Below are 24,484 nucleotides of genomic sequence, written 5' to 3'. Positions count from 1 at the left end.
GAATGTTACTTATTCTATTAATTTTTTATTTTCTTCATCAATACGTTTTTTTTGCTCTTTACTTAAGCCGTGTTTATAATGAAATTCTGGGTTGTAATTAATATACGATTTTTTCATTTGCTCATCATGAACATCTAGACTTAAATCGCAATCAAAACGAGCTAAAATCCCGTGGTTTTTTTTATAATTTCCAGCCGCATTTGTAAAATGAGATATTCCCCAAGTAATTCCTCTACCATTAGTAGTATTTGTAAATGCATCTGGAATAAAAGGTCCTCCGGCATTTGGCATTAATGTAACTACAGATGCAATCTCAAAATTTACCCAATCTTTAGCATATTGTATAGTGTTATGTTCTACCCCATCTCTTATTGCTAAAGCAGCAACCCCTTCTTTAAATGGAAACAAAGTAGTTTCATGACCAGAGTTCATGATAGGGTTTAAAGGGTGTTTTTTAAAGGGGCCTAATGGGTTATCTGCAATAGCAAGCCCATGCATACGACTTAAATTTGGGTTACGGTCAAAGTCAGATTTATAGTAGAGGTATATTTTACCGTTATGAACAAGAGGGTAAGGGTCATGAATAGAGTATTGGTCCCATTCTCCTTCGTTACCATTTGGAATAACAATTTTATTTGCTGCAGTCCATGGGCCATCTGGAGAATCTGCGTAGGAAACTGCTACAGGGCAATTATCTCCACCACTTTTTCCACTTGCTTCACTAAAACCTTGATAGTATAAATAATATTTTCCTTTCCATTTAAGAATATCTGTTGTAGTTACGGAACGCCAACCTACCTCAGGTTTAGGCGGTCTTGGTACAGCAACGCCTTCTTCTTTCCAAGTAAAACCATCTTTTGATGTAGCATAAAAAATATCGGCTAAATCCCAATCTGCAGAAGGAATTTCATCTGTAGATAAATGAGCATTCTTTCCGCCAACGGGAGCTGTTTTTGTATCTCTATGTGTATACCAAACGTAATATTTTCCGTTTTCAAAAATTACTTTTGAAGGATCTCTTCGAGAAATAGTTCCGTCATTACCATTATAATCAAACCCTTTTAGTTCTGTATATTTAAATTGCGTATACAGCTCATTACTATCTGGTCTGGCTGTTTTATAATTATTATATGTTCTTTCTATAGCAGCACTTAATTTAAAATTTGGCTTTTCCTTTGGAATTATATAAGGAAATTTACCTGTATTTTCTTGATTTGCTATAGGTTTTTGTTTTGATTCCTGTTTTGGTTGTTCTGAACAGGATACTATTGTACATCCAATTAGTGTAAAATATAATGTTCTTAAAAGAGTGTTTTTTAGTTGCATTTTTTATATTATTTAATAGTGGGGTAGTTTTTAGAGTTTTAATTTATAATCATGAGCACCAGGTGCAAAATTACTTTTAATTATTTTTATTCCAGTTACTTTTGTTCCTTTACCCCAAAGAACCTCGGCTCTATTATCTCCTAGAACAATGTTTATCAATTTTGCCTTCATTTTTTCTACAACTTTTTTGTAGTTTTTATCAAAAGCTAAGTTCTCTTTTTCATTAGGGTCCTTATTCATATCATACAATGCTGGATCTAACTCTTTGTATGAAGCGTTTTGAGCCCATAACATATTTACACCTCTTTTTTTATTTGGACGTGTTTGCATTGAGAAGGCATAGTCTTTAGTTCTAATAAATGCACGGGGGCCAGTTACTGCATGGCTTTCTCCTATTACGTAGTCTCTTTTAGGTGCTTTCCCAGATACTACATTTGCTAAATCTAACCCATCTAAGTAACTAAATTTCTTGGTATTAATATTTGCTCCTGCAGCATTTAAAATAGTAGGCGCAATGTCTACAAATTCTGTATAATCTGTAATAACTTTTCCTTCTGGAAATGCTTTTTTGTCTGATGATACTACAACAATTGGATTGTGTGCATCAATATCCCAAGGAGTAAATTTTGAATATGCACCGTGTTCATTTAATTTCCAACCGTGATCTCCGTTAACATAAACAACTAACCAAGGTTGTTTTTTACTTTTACTATAGTTAATAAAAGCATTAATAGATTCTCCTACCAGAGCATCTCCGTAAGCACAAAAGGCATAATAATCCTGAATCATTTTTAATTTTTGCGCATCAGTAAAATCATTAGAATAAGAATTATTTACCTGTTTTTTAAGTTGAGCTGGCATTTTAGCCCATTCCTCTTTTGTCATTTCAGGTATTTTATATTTATGTTTTTTAAAACGTTCCCTATATTCTTTTGGAGGTAAAACTGGTGTATGTGGAAAATCATAGCCAATATGACAAAATAAAGGTTTAGAAGTGTCAATTCCATCAAATGTTTTTGTTCCTAATGTAAAGGTGTTGTTTTCATTTTCTAAGAATTTTATAAAAGAAGAAGTATAGTATCCGTCACGTGTTTTTCCAGCAGGTCTTGGGCTTATGCCTCCTAAAATACCATCACTAAATTCCGTTTCTGGTTTTTTTGGGGTATGCTTACGCAGTAAATCTAACTTTTCATATATATTTTTTGCCATGCCTGCGAATTGCGGATTTTGCTCTTCCAATTCTTTTGTGAAGTAATGAAATTTTCCATCTTCAGTTTTTAAGTATTTAATGTTTCTAAAAGGTTTCGCTAATTTTTGCCCATCAATTTCTTTGAGTAAAGAAATTTTACCCCATTCTGCAAGGCCTTCATTTGCAAGAATTTTTGCACTAATATCTGTTTGATACATTTTGGGGTCAACAGCTTTACCATTTTTAATAGTTCTTAACCTAACTCCTAATTTTCCAATATGAACTGTTTGGTAACCTAGTTTTTCCATTTGTTGAGGTAAATGGGGATATGAGTTTTCTGTGTTATTATTATGATACTCAAATTCATAAACACCAGATCGGAAAGGGTAACGCCCGTAATGTATAGAAGCGCGAGATGGAGCACAACCTTGAGCCTGAGAGTAGGTGTTTAAAAAAGTTGTTCCCATTTTGGTTAAACGGTCAATATTTGGAGATTCAACATAACCTAAACCACTCATTTCATTATTAGTAAGCATTTTGTTAAAGGAACGAATAGCATCATAACGATGGTCATCTGTTAACACCCATAGAACATTTGGTTGTTGTTGTGCTATTAATGTAGCTTTTCCATAAAGGAATGATAGAAGTATTAAAATATATATTTTATGTGAACGCATAGTCTTTATTTTAGTTTAGATTTTCTATTATTTTGAAAGTTCTTTTAATTTACTTGTAACTTTTCTACTTTACCATAACCTCCTTTAGGAGCATCATGCTCTGTTGCATGTAAATCAAAATTTGGAATAACTTTTTTTAGTACATCACGCTCTTTTCTATGAGCAGCAGATACCATGTTCCAATCTTTGATTTTTGGAAAACTAATTAAATCTTTTGGGTACTCACTTACATCATACCAAACATCATTACCATCTTTCATAACCAAATCTCCCCGAATAATAGTAGTTTCTTTATGATATCCATATACCCATTCTCTGTGATTAGGTTTATTTGTAGTTAAAAAAGGCACTAAGCTTTCTCCATTAATTTCATATGAATCTGGAATTGTAACACCACCAAATTCAGCAATTGTAGGTACTAAATCGGCAATATTAACTAGTGCATTTTGCATCCCTTTTTTGGTTAAGTTCATTCCTGGAGCATAAATAATTAGTGGTACATGTGTTCCTTTTTGAGAAACGGGACTAGACTTACCGTAACCACTAGTGCCATTATCTGCACAAAAAATGAAGATAGTATTGTTTTCAATACCCAATTCTTTGAATTTGTTAAGGTATTGCCATACTTGATAATCTAAATAATTAACATGGGTGTGAATTCCATTTATAGTTATAGTACCATAATCATTGTAAACACCATTATCTCCAGTTACTTTAGGTGTTGTACGTGTATATTTTTTGCCATCCCAATTAATCTTTGGTGTCCCTGGCCATTTACCCTTAGTACTCGGGTTTAAAAAATCCCAAGCATCATGACCTAAATGACTTGTGTGGTATATGAAAAAAGGCTTGCCTTCTTTGGCTTTTCTTTCCATAAAATCAAAGGTAAATTCCAATTCTATGTCTGGACCAAAAGTTTTTAATCCAAACCTTTTTTTAGATTTTTCATCATTTGGCCACCACACAAACTTTTCTTCCGTTTTAGGGTAATTCATTAACTGTACATGAGGTTTCCAATACCAACCAGATTGTACATAACTTTTTTTATGAATTGGTTTATTGGTGTCCGCATTAAAAATCTTTTTCTTGCCATTTATTTTTCTTGTTTCTAATCTAAAATCTGTGGTAGGTATTGGTGTGTTATAAGAGCCTTCGCCAGGAGTAAAGCAACCTTCATCAAAAGGGAACCCATCAATATTCATTTGCGTTTTTCCTGCCCAAAAAGTGGCATACCCTCCAGCTTTTGCAACATGAGCAATAGAATGTGGAGAACTATCATACAAATTCCAACTTCCTTTTCCGTTAGGTGCTTTTCCTTTGTCTTTGTTATGCCACCATTTATGCAAATGGGCATAACGGCCAGTCATCATCATAGCTCTACTTGGACCGCAAACGGTAGATGCCCATGCAGTTTTAATATAACAACCGTCATTAGCTATTTTATCTAAAACTGGTGTTTCCGCTTTATATTTTAAGTTAGATGTTGTTCCTCCTTCTGGCGGACTCCAAACTGTTGAACCATAAATTGGTAATTCTCTGGCACTAATATCATCTGCAAAAAGCAGTACTATATTTGGCTTTTTTTGCGCATGCCCTGTTAAAAAAGACAGTACAAAAACCATTAAAACTAGATTTATTCTCATTAATTTAAATTTTAGTGTTTTTTAATTATTTATTTAAAGTTGCTTTAAACCAACCGCTTCCCCATCCGGCGCACCAAATAATATTTTTATTATAAGGGTCAAATTTTATATCCACCATTTTATCTGGTTGTCCTATTCCTTTATTAATCTTGGCCCAACTTTTTCCTCCGTCTTTTGTTAAATAAATTCCAGGGTTTTTAAATTGATTAAACATAGTACTAACTTGAGCAGGAACATTTACCATAATTAATTTTGGATTTATTGGAGAGACTTCTGTTTGCCATACGTAAGGCGCGTTAAAGAATTTTTTCCAAGATTTACCATTGTTTGTGCTTTTCCAAACTCCACCTGTTTCAATAGAGCCTACTCTATAACCCGCAGATAAATACATGTCTTTAGTGTTTCTATCAATGAAAATATTATTAACACCTTCAATTTCTGAAGGAATTCTCATCTTTTTCCATGATTTTGTTTTATCTGTTGAAATGTATAACCCCGAAGGGTCTTTTTTTTCTCTTTTATTTAAACAAGCGTATAATGTATTTGGGTTATCTGGGTGCATTGCAATTCTTCGTACACTTGCATTCTTTGGCAGGCCATTATTTTTTAAGTTCCAAGTATAACCTCCATCAGATGAATGATACACCCCATAATCACCTTTGGTTAGTTTCCCTTTACTTCCTCCTCCAACTTCTTGAATTGGTCTTCTAATAGCACAGAAATAAATATTTTCAGGGTTTACAGGATCAATAGTTAAAGAATATTGGTATCCTAAATCTTCCCAAGGTCCATTATCTGCTTCAAAAATTGTGGCTATATTTTCCCAAGTTTTTCCGCCATCAGTACTTCTTCTAAACTTGCCTCTATGTTCTTGACGCCACATTAAAATGTAAATAGTATTTGGATCTTTTGGATGAACGGCAACGGTAGAAATTGAATGTGCTCCATGATTTCCGCTGTGGTCGTGTACCTGACCTTCTATTTGTTTTACTGCTACCGCATTTTTATCTGGATACTTTCCTAATGGGGCAGTCTCCCATAAACCATGTTCTCCACTACAAAGTAAGTAACGATCTTTAATACCTGTTTCTAACAACATAAAACGTCCAGGTAAATTACTATCTCCACGACCTACCCAAGTATTACTACCTGGTTCCGTTTCATAATCATCTACTTGTTTCCAAGTTTTACCACCATCGTTTGATCGTTGTGTTTGTTGTTGTACACCAATAAAAACTTCTCCTTTAGAATTTATTGCTAAACTTCTACTTCCAAATCTTGTTTCATTTTGTTCTGCATTAGCTATGCCTACATGAGAAAATTCTACGTTAGCACCAGTTTCAAAACCTTTACTTACCCAATAGGCTTTATCTTTATTTTGGTTCCAATAGTTTCCTGCGCGAGCACATATTTTCCAACTTTTTCCACCATCTTCTGTTTTCCAGGCATCTCCTGGCCCAAAACTTTTATCATGACGCTGATTAGCAACTAAATAAATCTCATCTTTATTTAATGGGTTTACTACAATTCTATTAAATATGGAATAAGTGTTTTCTGGAAATTTTGGGTAAGTACTTTTTGAGTTTTTTCCAAACCAATAACTGAGCATTTTGTGGTAATTACTTCTATGAGATTTGTCAGTAATTTTATTGTAATTTACACCAAGATTTCCTGTTATATTTTCCCAACTTTCTCCACCATTTATGCTTTTATAAACCCCACCTTTTGTTGTTATACTTTTTCCGTTTGGTTCATATACAGTTTGTTCTACCAAGTATAAAATAAACTCTTTAGTTTTAGGGTTGTAGTAAGATGTTAAATCTCTAGGTAAATTATTAGGCAATCCTTTTTTGCTAGGATTCCACGTGTCTCCAGTATCCTTACTCACAAAAAAACCATGACTTGTAGCAATGTATATGTTATTTGGTTTTGCAGGGTTAACAATAATTCTGGCAACATCTAAATCTTTGGAAATATTATGAGCTACTTTTTTCCATGTTTTACCATGATTAACAGTTTTTAAAACATAACCGTAACTTGCTCTATCGTTTTTTTTACCATGAATAAATTCTTTAGAACGATGGTTGTTTTTTACATTCCAAAAATCTCCAGCTCCTACAAACCATATATCATCATTAGTTGGATGAATAGCCATTTTGGTGTGTGCATTATAACTAGATTTATTTGCTCCAGGAATAGTATAAATTAAGTTCCAACTTCGACCTCTGTCCGTAGTTTTAAAAATTTTTCCTCTACGTTCTAATGCTAAACCAAAATCTGGGTTTTGAGTAGAAAAAACAATGTCTAGAACACGCTCCAAATCTTTGCCGTCGCCATCATAGTCTTTAATAGAATGCCATGATTTTCCGTTATCCCATGTTCCGTAAGAAACGTGCATATCTGGCCCCATGAACATCACATTTTCATCTGTTGGGTGGCACCAGAACTCTTCATTATAGCCCGACATTCCTGGACCAAAATTTTTCCATTCCACCGAAGGGTCGGAAAGTGTTTTTTCTGTTTTTATTTTTTTAAAAAAAGAACTTGTTGAGGTTTCTTTATTTTGACACTGTAACTGAAAAATAACTAACAAAATTAAGAGACTAGTATATGTTAATTTTAACATGATTATATTTTACTATTAGTATAATCGTAAAGTTATTTCATGAAAATAAGTACTACGTAAACAAATGGTTTTGTTTTTATAGTATATGTCTAGTCCTAACAAATAGTTATGCCATTATTTATTTTGTGGTATGGCATAGTTTTATTCTACTTTGTATTCTCTACGAAGTTTAGTGAGTTCTTTTTTTAGTTTAGATACCGTTTTGGAGGTATTACTATATATATTATTCATTTCAGAAGGGTCTTTTTCTAAATCATAAAATTCCCATTCCTCATTGTTTAGTACATCAGGCCCGTAAAATCTTATAAGTTTGTATTTTTTTGTTGCAACTCCTTCATGTCTTCTTACTGCATGCGCACCAGGATATTCATAATAGTGATAGTACAATGATTTACGCCAATCTTTTGGTTTTTTTCCTTCTAATAATGGAACAATACTTTTTCCTTGCATGTCCTTAGGAATAGGAGCTCCAGCTATATCTAAAAATGTTTCTGCAAAGTCAATATTTTGTACTAAATCTGTATTAACGCTACCGGGTTTAATTTTTCCAGGCCATTTTACTATTAGTGGAGTTCTAAAAGATTCTTCATACATCATACGTTTGTCAAACCAACCATGTTCTCCCATGTAAAAGCCTTGGTCCGAGGAGTATATTACAATTGTATTTTTATCTAAGCCTTGCTCTTTAAGAGATTTTACTACTTGCCCTACACTCTCGTCTACAGATTTAATGCAGCGTAGGTAATCTTTCATATAGGTTTGATACTTCCAACGTACTAAATCTTTACCCTTTAATTCTCCACTTGCAATTTTTTGGTAACGTGCAGTAAATCGATTATCATTTTTGTAACGATCTCCCGAGGCCTTTAAATCCGAAGTTAAATTCATGCTTGTAGCAATATCTAATTCTTGATTATGCACTGGCGTAGCTTTTGTGCTATAATCATCAAACAAATTATTGGGTTCAGGTATTTTTATATCTTCATACAAATCCATATGTTGTTTAGCAGGATCCCAATTACGATGTGGTGCTTTGTGATGTATCATTACCATAAATGGTTTGCTTTTATCACGTTCTTTTTCTAACCAATTTAAGGCACGTTCTGTTATAACTTCGGTAACATAACGGTCTTTATAATTGGTTTCTCCTTCTTCTGTAATAAATTGGGGATTGTAGTACTTTCCTTGCCCAGGTAAAACTTCCCAATAATCAAAACCTTGCATTTTTCCATCCAAATGAATTTTACCAATCATAGCTGTCTGGTATCCATTTTGTTGTAATATTTTTTGGAATTGTTGTTGGTCATGATTAAAAACTGCTTCTTTCCTATTTATAGTTTTACCATGCAAATGGCTCATTTTACCAGTTAGCAATGCTGCTCTACTTGGAGCGCAAATAGAATTTTCTACATAACTCCTTTCAAACCGCATTCCTTGTTCTGCTAGTTTGTCTATATTGGGAGTAGGGTTTAGGAATTGCAGGTTGCCACCATATGCTCCTATAGTTTGGTAGGAATGGTCATCAGAAAATATCCATACAATATTTTGCTTAGTTTCCTGCGCTAAGATGGTTAATGGAAGTATTAGAAATAATATCCATATAACTTGTGAGTTTTTCATAGTATTTTTTTGAAGGTTTTTGAGTAATTAAAAACTATTATTTCCACAAGTTTTCTCCATATGCCCAACCATCTCTAACCTCTTCTTTAATATAGGCTTGTAATCCTGGTTGGTTAGTAACCTTCATGGTAGCTGCGTCGTATTCTATTTTGGTGTTAAATCTTTGTGCAAAAACACCAAGTAAAGACATTTCAGTTAAGTCTGCTCCATATGCAAAATTAGAACCTGGTTTTGGGCCTTTGCCTCTTATAGCAGCAATAAACTCATCATGCGGACTTTCTCTTGGGATTCTTGGAATAGTTTTATCCCATCCTTTCTTATTAAAAGCTTGCCAATCTTCTTTTGGCATAAGAATTCTGGCATCGTTAGGTCTTCCGCCAGTCATTACAGTAGCTTTTTCCCCAATCATTAACATTCCATTACCTCCAAGTTTTTCCATTCCCCATTCTGGGCGTATTTCTGGTTTTTTACCTCCTTCGTACCAGGTTAGAGTAACTGGTGGTTTATTCTCTCTTTCAGGGAATTGATAGCGTAAAATAGATTCATCGGACAAAAAAGAATTTGGAGCCTGACTAAGTTTAGCGTGTAAAGGTTCTACAGTTGTAGGCATACCTAAATCTAGCGACCAAAATGGGGCATCTAAGGTATGGCATCCCCAGTCTCCTAACATTCCATTTCCTAATTCGTAGTAAGAGCGCCAAAATCTTCTTGTATATTGTGTGTTATGAGGTCTATCTTTAGCAGGGCCTAACCATAAATCCCAATCCATATTCTCAGGAATAGGTTGCGCTGCAGGTGGGAAAGAATCTGGTTTACAGAACCATCCTTTAGTACCACATTCAAATCTAGGGCCATTAAACCAAGCTAATACTTCTTTTACTTCACCTAAATATCCTTGGTCATACCATTCTTTTACATTTCGTATACCATCTGATGCATGCCCTTGGTTTCCCATTTGCGCAATAACGCCATAGTGTTTTTCTGCTTTTTTTAAGGTTCTTAATTGCCAAATATTATGCGCTAGCGGTTTTTCCACATAGACATGTTTTCCCATTTCCATAGCTGCCATGGTAGCCGCAAAATGTGTGTGGTCTGGAGTAGAAACTATTACCGCATCTATTTGCGTATGCATCTTATCTAGCATAACTCTAAAATCTTTAAACTTTTTTGCTTTTGGGATTAGAGAGGAAGCTTTGTCTAACGCAAAATCATCTACATCACATAAAGCAACAATATTTACATGCTTATGAGGTTTTCTAAGTTTTGTTTTATCTTCCTTAGAAATTGGGTATAAACCTTGAATTTGTGTCCAATTATTTGTTCCTCTTCCACCAACACCAATAACAGCTACATTAACAGTGCTATTTGGCGAAGCACTTAATAGATTAGGAAGAATTGCTATTCCAGCAGTAGCTTTCCCTGTAGTTTTTATAAAATTTCTACGACTTAAGTTTTTCATTTTTAGTTAGTTTTTATGAGTAGTTAAATAAAATTTTTAAAGGTTAATAAAATTCCCAAAAGCCATATTTTTCACCTTCTATATTAGCTTTTTTGTCCCCTAGCTCTTGTGCTTTTTCTTTCATTTCTTTGCGCATAACTTTAACGGTTTCTGCATATTCAGGAAAGAAAGAAAGGTCATATACTTCCCAAGGATCTTTTGTAATATTAAAGAGTTGTGTTACCCTAGAGCCTCTTATAGATTCCCCGTTTTTCTTATGAAAATCTTTAGCTCTTACATACTCAATAAGTTTATAGTCTCCTTTTCTATATGCTCTTTGGAATTGTTTATAAGCATGGAAGGTATAGTCCCTAACAGAATTGGTTTCTTTGTTAATTACTGGTAATAAACTTTTTCCGGTAACCGATGCTGGTTTTAGAGTATTGGTAAACTCACATAAGGTAGGTAAAATATCAAAATTATAAACTAGAGCATCTCTTTTAGAACCTTTATCTTTTATTAAATTTCCGGAGAAAACAAATGGGATATGAACACCATCCTCATCATAAATGTTTTGTTTCCCTAGTAAACCATGGTTCCCAACTGCTAAACCACTATCTCCGGCAAATACAATTAAGGTATTGTCATAAGCACCACTTTCTTTTAGAGCGGTAATTACTTTTCCTATTTGCACATCTAGATGTGTGATAATTGCATAATAATCTGCTAATTGCTGTTTTGCAATTTTTGGTGTTCTTGGCCATGCTGCAAGTTCCTCATCACGTAAAACCATATGTCCGTTATCAAAAGGATGTTGTGCTAAATAGGAGGGGGGTAGCTCTATTTTTTCTGGTGGATACATATCTCTATACTCCTGTGGGGCTTGTCTTGGGTCATGCGGTGCATGGAAAGCCAAGTACATAAAAAATGGTTTTTTCTTTTTATATTTTTTGATGAATTTAGATGCGTCTTCTGCAAAAATTTCAGAAGTGTGCGGACCATCTTCTTCTGTTCCCGTTGGTCCTCTTTTATCATTTTTATTTAAAGGTCTTCTAACCGTTTTTCCTTCTTCATTATAGGTTAAGAGATAGGCATCTTCCTTTGAAAACTTACCTTTTTTGTCCCAGTCCCATAATGGCATTCTAAAGTGATCTGTTAAATAGACTCCTCTGCCCATTATTTTTTCTCCATCGTTAAAAGAACGATGTAAAGAGGCATTATCTTGATGCCATTTTCCAACAATTTGGGAGTGATATCCATTTTCTTTAAAAATTTCGCCCATGGTTTTGTGTTCCGAAGGAATGGTATTTCCTTGTCCTTGTAATTCAAAAACATTTCTTCCGGTCATTAGCATAGCTCTGCTAGGCACACATGTAGCTCCAGAAAAGGAACCCATTAAATAGCCATTAGAAAAAGATACACCATTTGCAATTAAAGAGTCTATATTAGGTGTTTGTACCGTCATACCTCCAAGTGCATGTACTCCAGAAAAACGATGATCATCTGTATAAATAACTACAATATTTGGTTTGTTTTTTTGCGCAGTGGTGCTAATACTGTAAGCTATAAATATCAGGAGGATTATTCTTTTTGTAAATACCTTCATTATTGTTTTCTATTAATTTGAGTTTGTAATATTGGTTTTTTGTTAAGAAAAATGTTTTTTAAATAATCATTCTTAACATCATGTAGTTCTATAGGGTTTCTATGGTCTTTGTTTGTAATAATTAAATTAAAATTGTCAACAAACAAACCGTCTACATGTCTTGCAAAAAGGCCAGATGCCGGTAAAGTACCCACTAAACTAAATTCTGGCCACCAGCCTTTTAGTACTTCTAAAGTGTATTCCTTAAATTCTGTTTTTTGGGCATCTTCTTTAGAACCACCTCCAGATACTAAAAACTGAATATCTTTTAGATTAATATTTTCTATATAGTGTTTAGGCATTCCTGTAATAAAGAAGGCCGAGTTTTTATCTAATGCGGTGTTGTCGGCTATAATATTCTGGAAAATAAAATTCTTCATAGATTGCATTGGGTACATTTCTTCTGGAGCATCTACACAGGCCTTTTGTTGTGTAAAAGTCATAAAGACTGGTCTTGGTACATTTTTCATAACAAGATTAGAAAACACCATGTTTTGCATAATTCCTCCCTCATTTAACTGAATTTTTAGTCCAGAATCTTGAATATCATTAAAAGTACAATTGGTAACGGTTACAGATTCAATATTTCCTCTAGAAAGTAAACCAATACGCATTCCTGCCCACTTACTTGTAAATGTGCAATTAGTAACCACAACATTTTTACATGGTTTATTAGGCATAGACGCTTGTAAGCAAATAGAATCATCACTAGTGTCAAAAGAGCTGTTAGAGACCCTAACATCGGTACAACCATCAAAATCTAAACCGTCACCATTGTTATTAACACGGCTAAGAATTTTAATTCCCTCCACAGTAATTTCATTACAATATAACCAAGCTGAGGTCCATGCCGCAGGATTTTTAAGTGTAATGTTCTTTAGTTGAATTTTATCACAGTTTAAAAATCTAAGGAGCATGGGTCTGCCACCTTTCTTTTTGGTGAAGTTTTTTATATAACCATTACCGTTTATACTTCCAAACCCTTCAATGGCAAATTTTTTAGCATCTTTAGCAAAAATGAGACAGCGGTTCATATGTGGCTCATTCTTGTACATGTTTTTATGCGTGTCTGTGTTATAATCACTATAGTTAGGACTGCCTAATAATGTGCCACCATTTTCTATATGCAAGGTAACAAAATCTTTAAGGTAAATAGTGCCAATAACTACAGTTTTACCAGATGGAATAATTACTTTTCCGCCTCCATTTTTGGTGCAAGCATCAATAGCATCTTGCACTGCTTTGGTGTCTATAGTTACACCATCTGCCTTAGCTCCATAATCTATAACATTAAAATCTGTTGCAAAGACCGTAAAATGGATAAATAATATAAGAATAATAGTATATGAGTTTTGTTTTTTAAAATGTGTTTTCATTTTTAATATATAGTGTTAAAAAAGAGAGCCTTGTAAAAATACAAGGGTTAGTTCTTTAATTTGTTTACAAATAGGTAAATCCCTAACACATATGTTTTATAGGGGTAGTAGGTTACTTCTTTATGGCTGCGTTAGGTTTGTTATAGAATATAGTTCTTTTTAATAATTTGCTCTTCATCTTATTTACCATTTACATTATCTGTAATAATTTCTTCTCTTGCGTCCTTAGATGTTACTTTAAAAGAAATATTTTTAGTTGCTAAGTTAGAAATATGACGTGCATACATACCATATGCAGGAGTTATACCTAATTTGGTGAATTCTGGGTATTCCGTTATGTTTTCTGGGACAACAACTTTAGTATGTTCTTCTGTTCCTCCACCAGGAAGTGTTATATCTATATTTTCTAAATTTATAGTGCCTAATTTGTGGTTAGGTGTTCCTGAAAAGTAAAAACCTACTGTTGGGAACATGCGTAAGTCTTCTTTTTTTCTAGAAACAGCTTTAATGTTAGAGATGGTTACGTTAGTAATACTTCCTGTTGGTAATTGCTCTGCACCTCTATAGGTTAGTCTTCTTTCGCATAGACGAATAAATATTGGCATTTCAACATCTACCATATCAATATTATCAATAAGGATGTTTTTAGCATTCGCTCCATCTGCACTTAGAATTTTAATTCCACCACCGCGAGTATCAAAAATATGGCAGTCCTTTACCGTAATATCTTCAAAATTACCCATAGATTCTGTGCCAAACTTAATGGCACCCCAACCACTACTTAACTTACAATTTTGTACAATAACATTTTTTGTAGCTAGGGGACTTGTTGATTTAAAACAAATAGCATCATCATCAGAATTTACTAAAGAGTTTTTAATAATACCGTTAGTACTAGAATCTATATCAATTCCGTCATTGTTCCTATTTGCTTTGCTGTAAATTTTTATGCCATCTACTTCAAAAGTATTACACTGAAAAAAGTGAAGTGTCCAAGCGGCTGGTTGTCTTAAAGTAATATCTTTTAGTTTGCTATTCGTTACTCTTACTAAGCGTACTAAAAAAGGTCTGTTAGAATAGCGAATATTTTTATTTACATATTTATTGTCTTTGGCAATTAAACTAGAGAAATCTTCTTTTTTTTCTGTAAGGCCCAATTCTTTTAATGTCTTTTTTGCGTTTGCAGGAGTAAACATTTTCCCTTGCCCATCTATGATTCCTTTACCAGTGATAGAAATATTCTCTACATCTGCCGCGCCAACCAGGCATTGCCCACGATATTGCCCTGTCGCATCTATGAATGGGTCTATACTATAAAAATCGTTTGGATTAATACTTGCCATTAACGTCGAGTTTTCTGCAACATGAAGGTTTACATTATCTTTTAGTAGAATAGTTCCAGAAATATAAGTACCACCTTCTATAGTTACTGTTCCTCCACCAGCTTCACTACAAGCATCGATGGCTTGTTGTATTGCTAGCGTATTTACAGTTTTCCCATCTGCTTTGGCGCCAAATTCATTTATGTTCCAGGTGGTTTTTTTGCTGCAACTAATAAATGCTAGTACGATGAATAAGAGAATTGTTATTTTTTTCATTAGTTCAAAATTTAGTTTCTTTTTTGTTTAATATGTTATCTACTTGAGTACCTACAGGAACTTCTTTTACTCCAAGAATAGTTCTTGCATCTAAAATTATATCGCCAGATGTTTTTTGCCATTGAAATAGTTCTGTTTGTAATTGAGCTACCACATTTTGGTAGTTTGCATTGTTAGCCAAATTCTCTATTTCTTGAGGGTCTTTTTCTAAATCGTATAATTCCACGGAAGGTTTAGTTGGCTTATAATACATTTCTTGTAAGGCATTTAGTTTTCCTTTTTTATATAAGGGCAACATACTTTTAAAAGTCAAAGCGTTTTTAGCATAGTTGTTTTCTCTATATCCCAGTTCAGGAAAAAAATGATGAATGTAATGGTATTTCTTAGTGATTATAGTTCTTGAGGCATCAAAAAAATTATTCATTCCATCTCTAGTTGCAAAAATATGTTTCCTTTCAGAAGGCATATTTCCTAATAGATTTATACCCTCCATAGTTTTTGGAATAGGAAGTTTGGCTGCAGCAAGAATTGTAGGAGCAATATCTATAATACTAGCAAGTTCTACATTTTTTACACCTGCGATTACTTTTCCAGGCCAGCGAATTAGCATTGGAATATGCAAACCTGTTTTCCAAAGGCATTGTTTATGTCTAGGTAGCGTTGCCCCATGGTCTGATAATAGAATTACCATAGTATTGTCCGCATAGCCAGAAGTTTTTAAGGCAGATAAGAATTTACCAACTTCAACATCGGTATGTGAGACTGCATCTAAACTGGCTGCCAAAGTACTACGTACTTCATCTGTATCTTTATAATATGGCGGAATATTTAATTTAGAAGAGTCTACGGCTATGCCTTGCTCTTTTGCCCATTTTCTTCCAGGTATAAAACCATGTTTTTTTCCTGTTTCAATATTAGCATATGCAAAAAATGGTTGTCCTTCTTTTTTCTTATCCCATTCTCCTTTTTTAAAATATGTTGTTGTATTAAAGGGGTCTATTATTTGTAAGTGTTCAAAGACTTCTTTACCACTTTCCAAATTGTTTTCTGGTTTTCCCCGATTAAAGTTTAAATCTGTTTTTGCTGTTGCGCCGTAAATTTTATTAAACATACGGTCACCATTACTTTTAAAATTAACCGTGAAATAACCAGCATTAGATAATAACTCTGTTAAAATAGTATATCCTTTAGGTAAATCTTTGGCATAACTACTTCGGTGATGCTGTGCTCCAATAGTACTTGGGTAACAACCTGTAAGGATAGAACTATGGCTAGGGCTGCATACTGGTGCAGATGCGTAAGCTCTTGTAAATAATGTTCCCTCTGTAGCTAATTTATCTATATTTGGTGTTACTGTATATGGATTTCCGTAACAACCAAAATCAGGGTCTAAATCATCCAAAAACAGTAATAAGATATTTGGTTTTTGTTGCGTTTTAGTAGGAACTTTTGAGTTGCAACTACTTAGTGATGGAAATGAACAAAAAAGTATAATTATAGATATAAAAACTAAAGAATATGCTTTTTGGGGCATTCTTATTTGTGTTTTGTATATATATATTAACCTGTTCATTTTTAATAAATTATCTATTTTTTAAATTTACGTTATCGTTAACGTTTTTTGATAAAAATGCTCTCATTTTTTATTTTTTTAATACAAAAAAAATTAATCTTTGGTTTGTAGACTCCCCCACCAATTATTTTGAGGGTCAAAATCTGCAGATAAAAAAAGGCTTCTTTGCTTCTCTAAACTTTCTAATTTTGTTGTTGCCATCTTTTGTATATGTTTGGCTTCTAAATCTGCATTATATAAAGGATCCTTTACAGGGAACCTTGCATCTACTTTATTTAAATAATTAAAAAGTTCTGCTTTTAAAGTTTTAGCTATTTCTTCATTTTCTTTAGCTATTTCATTCTTTTCTGCAATATCGTTTTTTAAATTAAACAATTCTACCCTGTTGTCCTCGTAGTAATGAATTAATTTCCAATCTCCTTTTCGGATAATAGAAGAAGGTTCTCCTCCTTGGTTTCCATAATGTGGATAATGCCATATAAGGGCGCGTTCTTCAATGTCTTGCCCTTTTAGCAAAGGAACTAAGCTTACGCCATCTTTATGCTCGTTAGGTTTTAAATCCGCTCCAACTAAATCTAGTAGAGTAGGGTAAAAGTCGGCTCCAGTTACAGGGGAATTGCTCTCTTTTATTTCATTTTTTAACCAAGGAACTTTAATAAAATAGGGTTCTCTAATTCCACCTTCGTATTGGTACCCTTTTCCACCTCTTAATGGTAAGTTAGAGGTAGAGAAAGCATCGCCTGCAGATACTCCGCCATTATCTGATGTAAAAACAACAATAGTATTTTTATCTAATCCTAAATCTTTTAATCCTTTTAAAACAGTTCCAACGGCATCATCCATAGTTTCTACTAAACCTGCATAAATAGGATTGTCTTGGGTTTCTCGCATGGGTAAAAATTTCTTCATTTTAAAAGAACTTTCTGTAATCCCATTTTGCTCCGCTTTTTTACGATACTTTGCCCATTTTTCTTTGGTAGATTGAATAGGGCCGTGTACTGCATAGAAAGATAAATAGGCAAAGAATTTTTCATCTTTGTTCTCTTTCATAAATTCTACAGTTTCTTTGGCTAGACGTATACTAAGATTTTCGCCATTTTCACCATCCTTTAAATTAGGATTATCATATGGGGCATAATAACCTCCTCGAGGACTTCCTGCGTCCCAACCACCAATATTGATATCAAATCCATGGTCTTGAGGCCAAGAGCCTTTTTCTCCAAGATGCCATTTGCCAGCAAAATATGTTTTGTAGCCTTCTTCTTTTAGAGCCTCTGGTAATGTAATGTCTTCATGTGCTAAATTGTGCCTATATGTTGGTGGTAAAAGTTTGTTGTACCTCTTTTTTTCTCGCCATTTTTCTCCTTCGCGAGCACCAATCCAATCTGTAATTCCATGTCTTGCAGGAAACTTACCGTTCATGATACTTGCTCTAGATGGGCTGCATACTTGGCAAGTAGCATAACCATTATTAAAAACAATTCCTTCTTTTGCTATTACATCAATATTTGGGGTTTCATAAAAGGAATCGTTTCTATAACTCATGTCATTATAACCATAATCATCGGCTAGAATAAATAGAATGTTTTTCTTTTCTGGTTCTGTTGTAACAGTTTTAGTTGTTTCTACCTTTTTGTTTTTGCAAGAAGTGAATACAAGAAATATTAGGGCGAAAAAGGAGATTATTCTTATCATATAATTTTATTTAGCATCCGATTTAAATTCAATTGGAATGGCGATATTACCATTTACATTTTTATCATAAACCGCCACATACAGCATAATTGGTTGTCCTTTTTCGTTAGTTAATACAAAAGGACGTTCTACTCGTTTAGGTTTCCATAAAGTGCCATCCGAAAGTACGAATTCTTTTTTCATAAAAAGCTTTCTTTCATCGGGTTGCCAGTCGAAACCATTAACGGAATTAAAAAGAGCTAACTCACTCTTTCCCATTACATGACAAACCATATAATATTTGCCCATGACTTGATCAAACCAAATGCACGCATCTTCCGTTTGGGCTTCTGCATACACTGGTTTTTCTTTAAAATTATAAGGGCCTTCAGGTTTGTTAGAATTCCCTATTAATTGTATTCTAAATGGTTTTTCATGTTGTAAATCATCACCTTTCATAACCATGTAATATTCATTATTACGATATATGACTGCTGGGTTTACCGCAATTTTTCTGAACTTGATGTTATCTGGTTCTACAACCACTTTTTTAGAACGTATAAAAGGACCATTAGGATTATTAGCGATAGCAACACCTATACGTTGGCTTTCTCTAATGGGTTGTCTATTATCATTAAACCATTTTTCTGATGGTAACTCAATGTTTTCTTTTTCTAGTAATTGTTTAATGTCGTTTGCTATATAATACAGGCAAATTTTTCCCTCGGCAATAGTAGCATATGGATTGTGAGAATTGTTTATATCCCAGCCACCAACTTTCTTGTCTTTTAAAACAACATTCACAAATTTAAAAGGACCTTCAGGTTTGTCAGATACTGCATGTGCAATTTCACAATTAGTCATCCAACCTTTATGTTGGTATTTTTTCTTCCATCTAGAATAATAGGCGTGGTATTTTCCTTTCCAAGGCACAACGCTTAATCCCCAAACATAATAACCTGGTTCTACTAAAACTTGCGCTACTTTAGAAGTGTTTTGAAAATTTTTGACAATTGCAGGAGATAAGGATGTAAAACTTAAACTTTTATAGTCTTTGTACTCTATTTGATTTATGCTAGTTTTACAAGAAACTATTGTTATTAAGCAGAGATTTATAATTATTTGTTTTAACATACATGTACTATTTTGTAAATGCTTTAATCTGCACTTAATTTTGAAAAGGCAATTAGCAATTTACCCTCTTTTGTTCTTCCTAAAAGTTTACCAGCAAAATTTCTTTCAGTAATTCCGTTTCCTTCGCCATTAAAAATTAGGATTAGATTTTTTCCTTTCTTGTTAGTCTTTAAAAGTTTTGCGCCACGACCATAATCTACTTCTTCGCAGGCTCCATAACGCAAGGAACTTAGATCTATATCTTCTTGAGCATTAAAACCAACTTCGGATTGGATTAGGATTTTTATTTTTTTGGTTGTTTTAGAAATTTTATTCTTATTTAAAAGTTTAATTCTTTTAGGCACTATTAATGGAAGAATAAGGTTTTTAGAGCTGTGTTTGTCCTTTGCTAAATCATCTGCTTTAGGTACATCTATAACAGCTAAAGAAAGATGTGTGGCGCGCCCATATTCGTCTGTTAAAACATGTGGTCTTTCTAATTTGTACCAGTGTGTTTGGGTGCCATCTTCATAAAATGTATTATTAGGGGTATAAGCGGTTCCGGGATTAAACTTCCAATGTATGCCATCTGGAGAACGCAAATAGATGGCGCGATAATCAATAAAAGCATTAATCATCATATGGTATTGTACTTCATCTTTCCAGAGAACTGGGTCTTCAAAATTAGAATTTCTATATTTTTCTGGGATTATTGTATTTCCTTGTAATGGGCCTGTTTTAATAGTATAAGGTCCTAATGGGTTGGTTCCTTCACTAAGCATCATAGCACCACCTTTAGTAACAAATAAAAAACGACCGTCTTCTAAATGCACTCCAGATAGGTTTCTTTCAAAACGATATTGGAGTTGCGGTTTTTCTAAAGGAGTATTTTTATTAACTTTCATAATTCCCAATCGCTTCCAAGGACCATTCATGGACGTGGCAGAAAACAAAGTAGCTTCCCAATTTATTAAAGAATACATTAAGTAAGTCCCGTCATTTAATAGGATGATATCTGGGTTATGCCCTAAGCCATTATTGTAGTTGTAAGCTATATCTTTTTTTACCCTATAAGGACCTTCTGGTTTATCTGAAACAGTATAGGCAACTGTAGAACGTGGCCACTCCCAATGGCCTTTTGTTGCATTAGCAGGCCAACGGCTAACATTCATATGATATTTGCCGTCTTTATCTTTTACAGGACGTCCTCCCCAATAACTCCATTCGGAATCTTCTATACCATTACTAATATCTCGTGGTAAAACTCCATTGGCTCCCCAAGCTTTTGAAGTTAGTTTGTGGTGTATAGGCATAGGCAAAATTACATCGCTAAACGACGCTCCAGAAACCATTTTTACTTTAGCTTTTAATGGTTTTGATGCTATGCTTTTGTTACCACTGAAATCTTCTGCTAAAACTATATACGTATTTTTAATGTCTTTAGCTGGAGTAAAATCTAAAAAGAAATTTTTAGTGATATTATGTGCAATTTTTTGAAGATTATTTCCATTTTCATCTCCTCTATAAACAGTGTAGTTTTTTACATCTTTAGAAACACTTTTTTTCCAAGAAATTTGTATTTCAGAATCGTAAATTTCGGCTGTTAAATCGGTAGGTGGTTTAGGGGCAATAGTATCTTTTTTGCTAATTACTATTTTGTTTGATGCTCCAGATTCTTTTTGATTAAAACGTGTAACTACGTAAGTGTAGGCTACACCATTGATCAAGGTAGTGTCAAGAAAAGAACTGCTATAGGATTCTCCAATCTTTTTGTAAGCTCCTTTTTTAGCATACTGTCGGTAAACATTAAAGAGACTTTTTTTATCCGCGAGTTTATCTTTCCAACTTAGTTTAATCCCATTTTCTTTTACTAAGGCATTTAATTTTGGGCCACTATTTTTTTCATCAATAATACTAATATTTACATAATGCAGAAATACTTTAATTTCATCTTCAGAATAAAAAGTAACTCTAACAAATGGCAAACCTGCATTAGCATCTTCTTCATTAATTACATACTGTCCATTAAAATGTTCAACTACTTTATCAGAGCCAATTAGTTTTACTTTATCTGCAACTTTACGTTCATGTTTCCCAAAAACAAGACTTAATGAAATACTTCCTTGGCTAATGTATTCTAAATCTGCACCAAAACTCCATTGTAAAATATCCCCTTTTTTGGGATTCTGATATTTAGGATTTGTATTTAATAACTTAGACTCAGCAATGCCTAAATCATTATTACTAAACAAGGTACCATAATGTATTCCCATTCCATATTCTCCTAATCCTTTTACATTTTTGGTTGTCCAAAATGGGGATTGTTTAGATTGACGCCAATATCCGTGTACGGCTTCAAAATTACCATCGTTAACATTTGCATATGGAGTATTATCTCCAAGTAGAACAATTTGAGCTTGGAGGGGTAATACAAATCCCATCATGATTGATAATATCCAAATTTGATATTTTACCTCTCTATTCATGATGGGATTGGTTTATAACTACCCTAGTTTAATTTATATTATTATTTTGAAACCGTAAAGGTTTGTGCACTTTTTAATCCCTTCGATTTTGCAGTTAGTGTTATTTTTCCTGGTTTTTTGGAAGACTTAATTATAGCTAAGCACATACCACTAAACGTTTTTCTATGGTTTGCTTGAAAAGATTCTAAACTTATTTGGTTTCCGTTATCTACAGCTAATAATTGTCCAGCTCCTTTTACAGTAAAGTTTACTAAATTATCTGCGTTAGGGCATAGGTTACCGTTTTTATCTTCAATACGAACGGTTACGTAGGCTAAATCTTCCCCATTAGCATTAATTTCTTTTCTATCTACTTTTAAACTAATTTTAGCTGGTTTTCCGGCAGTATTAATCTGTTTTTCTAGTACTTGCTTTCCATTTTTGTAACCAATTACTTTTATGTTTCCAGCTTTATATGGGACATTCCAAGATAACCTGTATTTAGAAGCAAAAGTTTTAGGTTCATACCTTGAGAAATCTATGATAAGGTCTGTTAAATCTTTTCCTTTTACTTTTCTTCCCATGGATTTTCCATTTACAAAAAGCTCAGCTTCATCACAATTTGTATAGCAGTAAACCGGAATTTTTTTACCTTCCATCCCTTTCCAATTCCAATGTGGTAATAAGTGAATCATTGGTTTTGTGGTCCAATGACTTTGGTATAAAAAGAACCTATCTTTAGGGAAACCTGCCAAATCAACTGCGCCAAAATAGGAGCTATGAGATGGCCAGTCTGCATTCCAATATCCATTGGTAGAATTGTCTTTTCCTCCGTAAGGTGTGGGCTCTCCTAAATAATCAAAACCTGTCCAAATAAACTCACCCATAATGTTAGGGTTCTGTTCTTGAAAATGAAATTCAATATCTGGAGGATATGCCCATGGTGGGCCAATTAAATCATAACTAGTAACATGAAGAGACTCATGTGTTTTATATTTTTTAATAGGCAAGTGGTATACTCCACGACTACTTGTACAGCTAGAAGTTTCAGAGCCATAAAGTGGTAAATTTGGGTAAGTATCTATTAAAGTTTTATAACTAGAAGGTTTATAATTTACTCCCGCAATATCTACCTGTTGTGCCATATTGTTTTTGTAGGGTCCAGGGTAATGATTAAATCCTGCTGAGGTTGGTCTAGTAGGGTCTATTTCTTTGCAATAGCTGTTTAGTTGTTTTGCAACTTTCCAACCGTTTTTGGCATCTTTTTGTTCTATAATTTCATTGCCAATACTCCACATAACAATAGAAGGGTGGTTTCTATCTCTACGAATCATGTCTTTTAAATCTGTTTCTGCCCATTCCTCAAAAAACACATTATATCCATTTGGAACTTTTTCCATTTTCCAAACATCAAAAGCTTCATCTTGTACAAGAAGCCCTAGTTCATCACAAGCTTCTAAAAACTCTCTAGATGGTGGGTTATGACTTGTACGTATGGCATTTACCCCCATGCTTTTCATGATTTGTAATTTTCTCTCATCTGCTCTTTTGTATACTGCAGAGCCTAAAGAACCATTATCGTGGTGTAAGCAAACTCCATTAAAACGTACTTTTTTACCATTTAAAAAGAAACCTTCAGTGGTATAGGAAATTGTTCGTAAACCTATTTTACTATAAAAGACATCTACAACTTCACCATTTTCTGTAATAGTAGTTATTGTTTTGTATAAATGAGGATTTTCGGTATCCCAACGTTTTGGGTTTTCAATTTTTGCATATAATTGAGAAACCGCTGTTGCATTTGGTTTTATAGTTATATTTTCATCTACAGTAGCAACAATTTTACCTTCTGGAGATTCATATTCTTGCTTTACATTTACAACTACCTCTTTGTTGTTTTTGTTTACAACAGTAGTTTCGTTTTGTACCACGGCTATTTCTTTAGTAACTGTAGGCGTAGTTATATAAGTTCCCCATTGACCAACATGAATAGGGTTGTCAATTTTTAACCAAACAGATCGGTATAAGCCTGCACCAGGATACCATCTAGAAGATAAATCCTGCGGTCTTAAACGAACGGCTATTGTATTGTCTGAACCATCATATTTTAAATGTTCGCTAATATCAAATTCAAAACCAATATAGCCATAAGGTCTATTCCCTACCAATGTACCATTTACCCATACATAGGCATCATACATTGCTCCTTCAAATTCTAGGGTAACTACTTTTCCTTTGTTTTTAGAATCCATAGTAAAGTGTTTACGATACCATCCTGTTCCATGAAAAGGTAATCCGCCAGCTCTTGCATTATATTTTACATCAAAAGGACCTTCTATTGCCCAGTCATGAGGCAAGCTTAGTTTTCTCCATGAAGAGTCATTATAGTTTGGTTTCTCTGCATCTTCTACTTCTTGGTGATAAAATTTCCAATTGGCATTAAAGTTTATATCTTGAGCATTGATTAGGCCACAAGTGCTAAGTAGTAAATAGCAAAATAATAGTGTTTTTTTCATTTTTT

14 protein-coding genes are annotated in these 24,484 nt (G+C 33.7%); all 14 read right to left on the bottom strand.

Translation table 11 applies throughout. From position 1 onward, the window contains the following. Positions 1–9 precede the first annotated feature (9 nt). The 14 genes from Q0820_RS02015 to Q0820_RS01950 all read right to left on the bottom strand — a co-directional run bounded on the left by Q0820_RS02015 (position 10) and on the right by Q0820_RS01950 (position 24,479). A complete protein-coding gene (locus tag Q0820_RS02015; RefSeq protein ID WP_298484617.1) occupies positions 10–1,326 on the bottom strand; it encodes a family 43 glycosylhydrolase in 1,317 nt (438 codons plus the stop codon). Positions 1,327–1,356: 30 nt separating this feature from the next. After that, entirely contained in the window at positions 1,357–3,192 is a 1,836-nt protein-coding gene (locus tag Q0820_RS02010; protein ID WP_298484615.1) for a sulfatase-like hydrolase/transferase, read from the bottom strand. A 44-nt stretch (positions 3,193–3,236) separates the two neighbouring features. Beyond that, positions 3,237–4,835 (bottom strand): sulfatase-like hydrolase/transferase, encoded by a 1,599-nt coding sequence (locus Q0820_RS02005; protein WP_298484613.1) that lies wholly within the window; start codon positions 4,833–4,835, stop codon positions 3,237–3,239. Between the two features lie 25 nt (positions 4,836–4,860). Continuing rightward, positions 4,861–7,461, bottom strand: coding sequence for a hypothetical protein (locus tag Q0820_RS02000; protein ID WP_298484611.1), 2,601 nt, complete (start codon positions 7,459–7,461; stop codon positions 4,861–4,863). 141 nt (positions 7,462–7,602) lie between these two features. After that, entirely contained in the window at positions 7,603–9,081 is a 1,479-nt protein-coding gene (locus Q0820_RS01995; protein ID WP_298484610.1) for a sulfatase, read from the bottom strand. Positions 9,082–9,118: 37 nt separating this feature from the next. Further along, a complete protein-coding gene (locus Q0820_RS01990; protein ID WP_298484608.1) occupies positions 9,119–10,540 on the bottom strand; it encodes a Gfo/Idh/MocA family oxidoreductase in 1,422 nt (473 codons plus the stop codon). A gap of 43 nt (positions 10,541–10,583) precedes the next feature. Beyond that, positions 10,584–12,125: a sulfatase-like hydrolase/transferase gene (locus Q0820_RS01985; RefSeq protein WP_298484607.1), complete on the bottom strand. Its 1,542-nt coding sequence runs from the start codon at positions 12,123–12,125 to the stop codon at positions 10,584–10,586. Continuing rightward, positions 12,125–13,540, bottom strand: a complete 1,416-nt coding sequence (locus Q0820_RS01980) for a glycosyl hydrolase family 28 protein (RefSeq protein ID WP_298484605.1) — start codon at positions 13,538–13,540, stop codon at positions 12,125–12,127. Before Q0820_RS01980 ends, Q0820_RS01985 begins: the two co-directional genes overlap by 1 nt. A 179-nt stretch (positions 13,541–13,719) precedes the next feature. Then, positions 13,720–15,138: a glycosyl hydrolase family 28 protein gene (locus tag Q0820_RS01975; RefSeq protein ID WP_298484603.1), complete on the bottom strand. Its 1,419-nt coding sequence runs from the start codon at positions 15,136–15,138 to the stop codon at positions 13,720–13,722. Between the two features lie 4 nt (positions 15,139–15,142). Continuing rightward, positions 15,143–16,711, bottom strand: coding sequence for a sulfatase (locus Q0820_RS01970; RefSeq protein ID WP_298484602.1), 1,569 nt, complete (start codon positions 16,709–16,711; stop codon positions 15,143–15,145). Between the two features lie 93 nt (positions 16,712–16,804). After that, complete coding sequence (locus Q0820_RS01965) at positions 16,805–18,406, bottom strand: sulfatase (protein WP_298484600.1); 1,602 nt, start codon at positions 18,404–18,406, stop codon at positions 16,805–16,807. A 6-nt stretch (positions 18,407–18,412) separates the two neighbouring features. Further along, positions 18,413–19,519, bottom strand: a complete 1,107-nt coding sequence (locus Q0820_RS01960; RefSeq protein WP_298484598.1) for a glycoside hydrolase family protein — start codon at positions 19,517–19,519, stop codon at positions 18,413–18,415. A gap of 23 nt (positions 19,520–19,542) precedes the next feature. Further along, positions 19,543–21,984, bottom strand: coding sequence for a hypothetical protein (locus tag Q0820_RS01955; RefSeq protein WP_298484596.1), 2,442 nt, complete (start codon positions 21,982–21,984; stop codon positions 19,543–19,545). A gap of 41 nt (positions 21,985–22,025) precedes the next feature. Further along, entirely contained in the window at positions 22,026–24,479 is a 2,454-nt protein-coding gene (locus tag Q0820_RS01950; RefSeq protein ID WP_298484593.1) for a glycoside hydrolase family 2 TIM barrel-domain containing protein, read from the bottom strand. Positions 24,480–24,484 lie beyond the last annotated feature (5 nt).

The organism is uncultured Maribacter sp. (genome assembly GCF_947495965.1).
GTDB lineage: Bacteria > Bacteroidota > Bacteroidia > Flavobacteriales > Flavobacteriaceae > Maribacter_B.
Note: the sequence above shows the minus strand (reverse complement) of the source record. Positions and strands in the feature narration are given on the sequence as shown.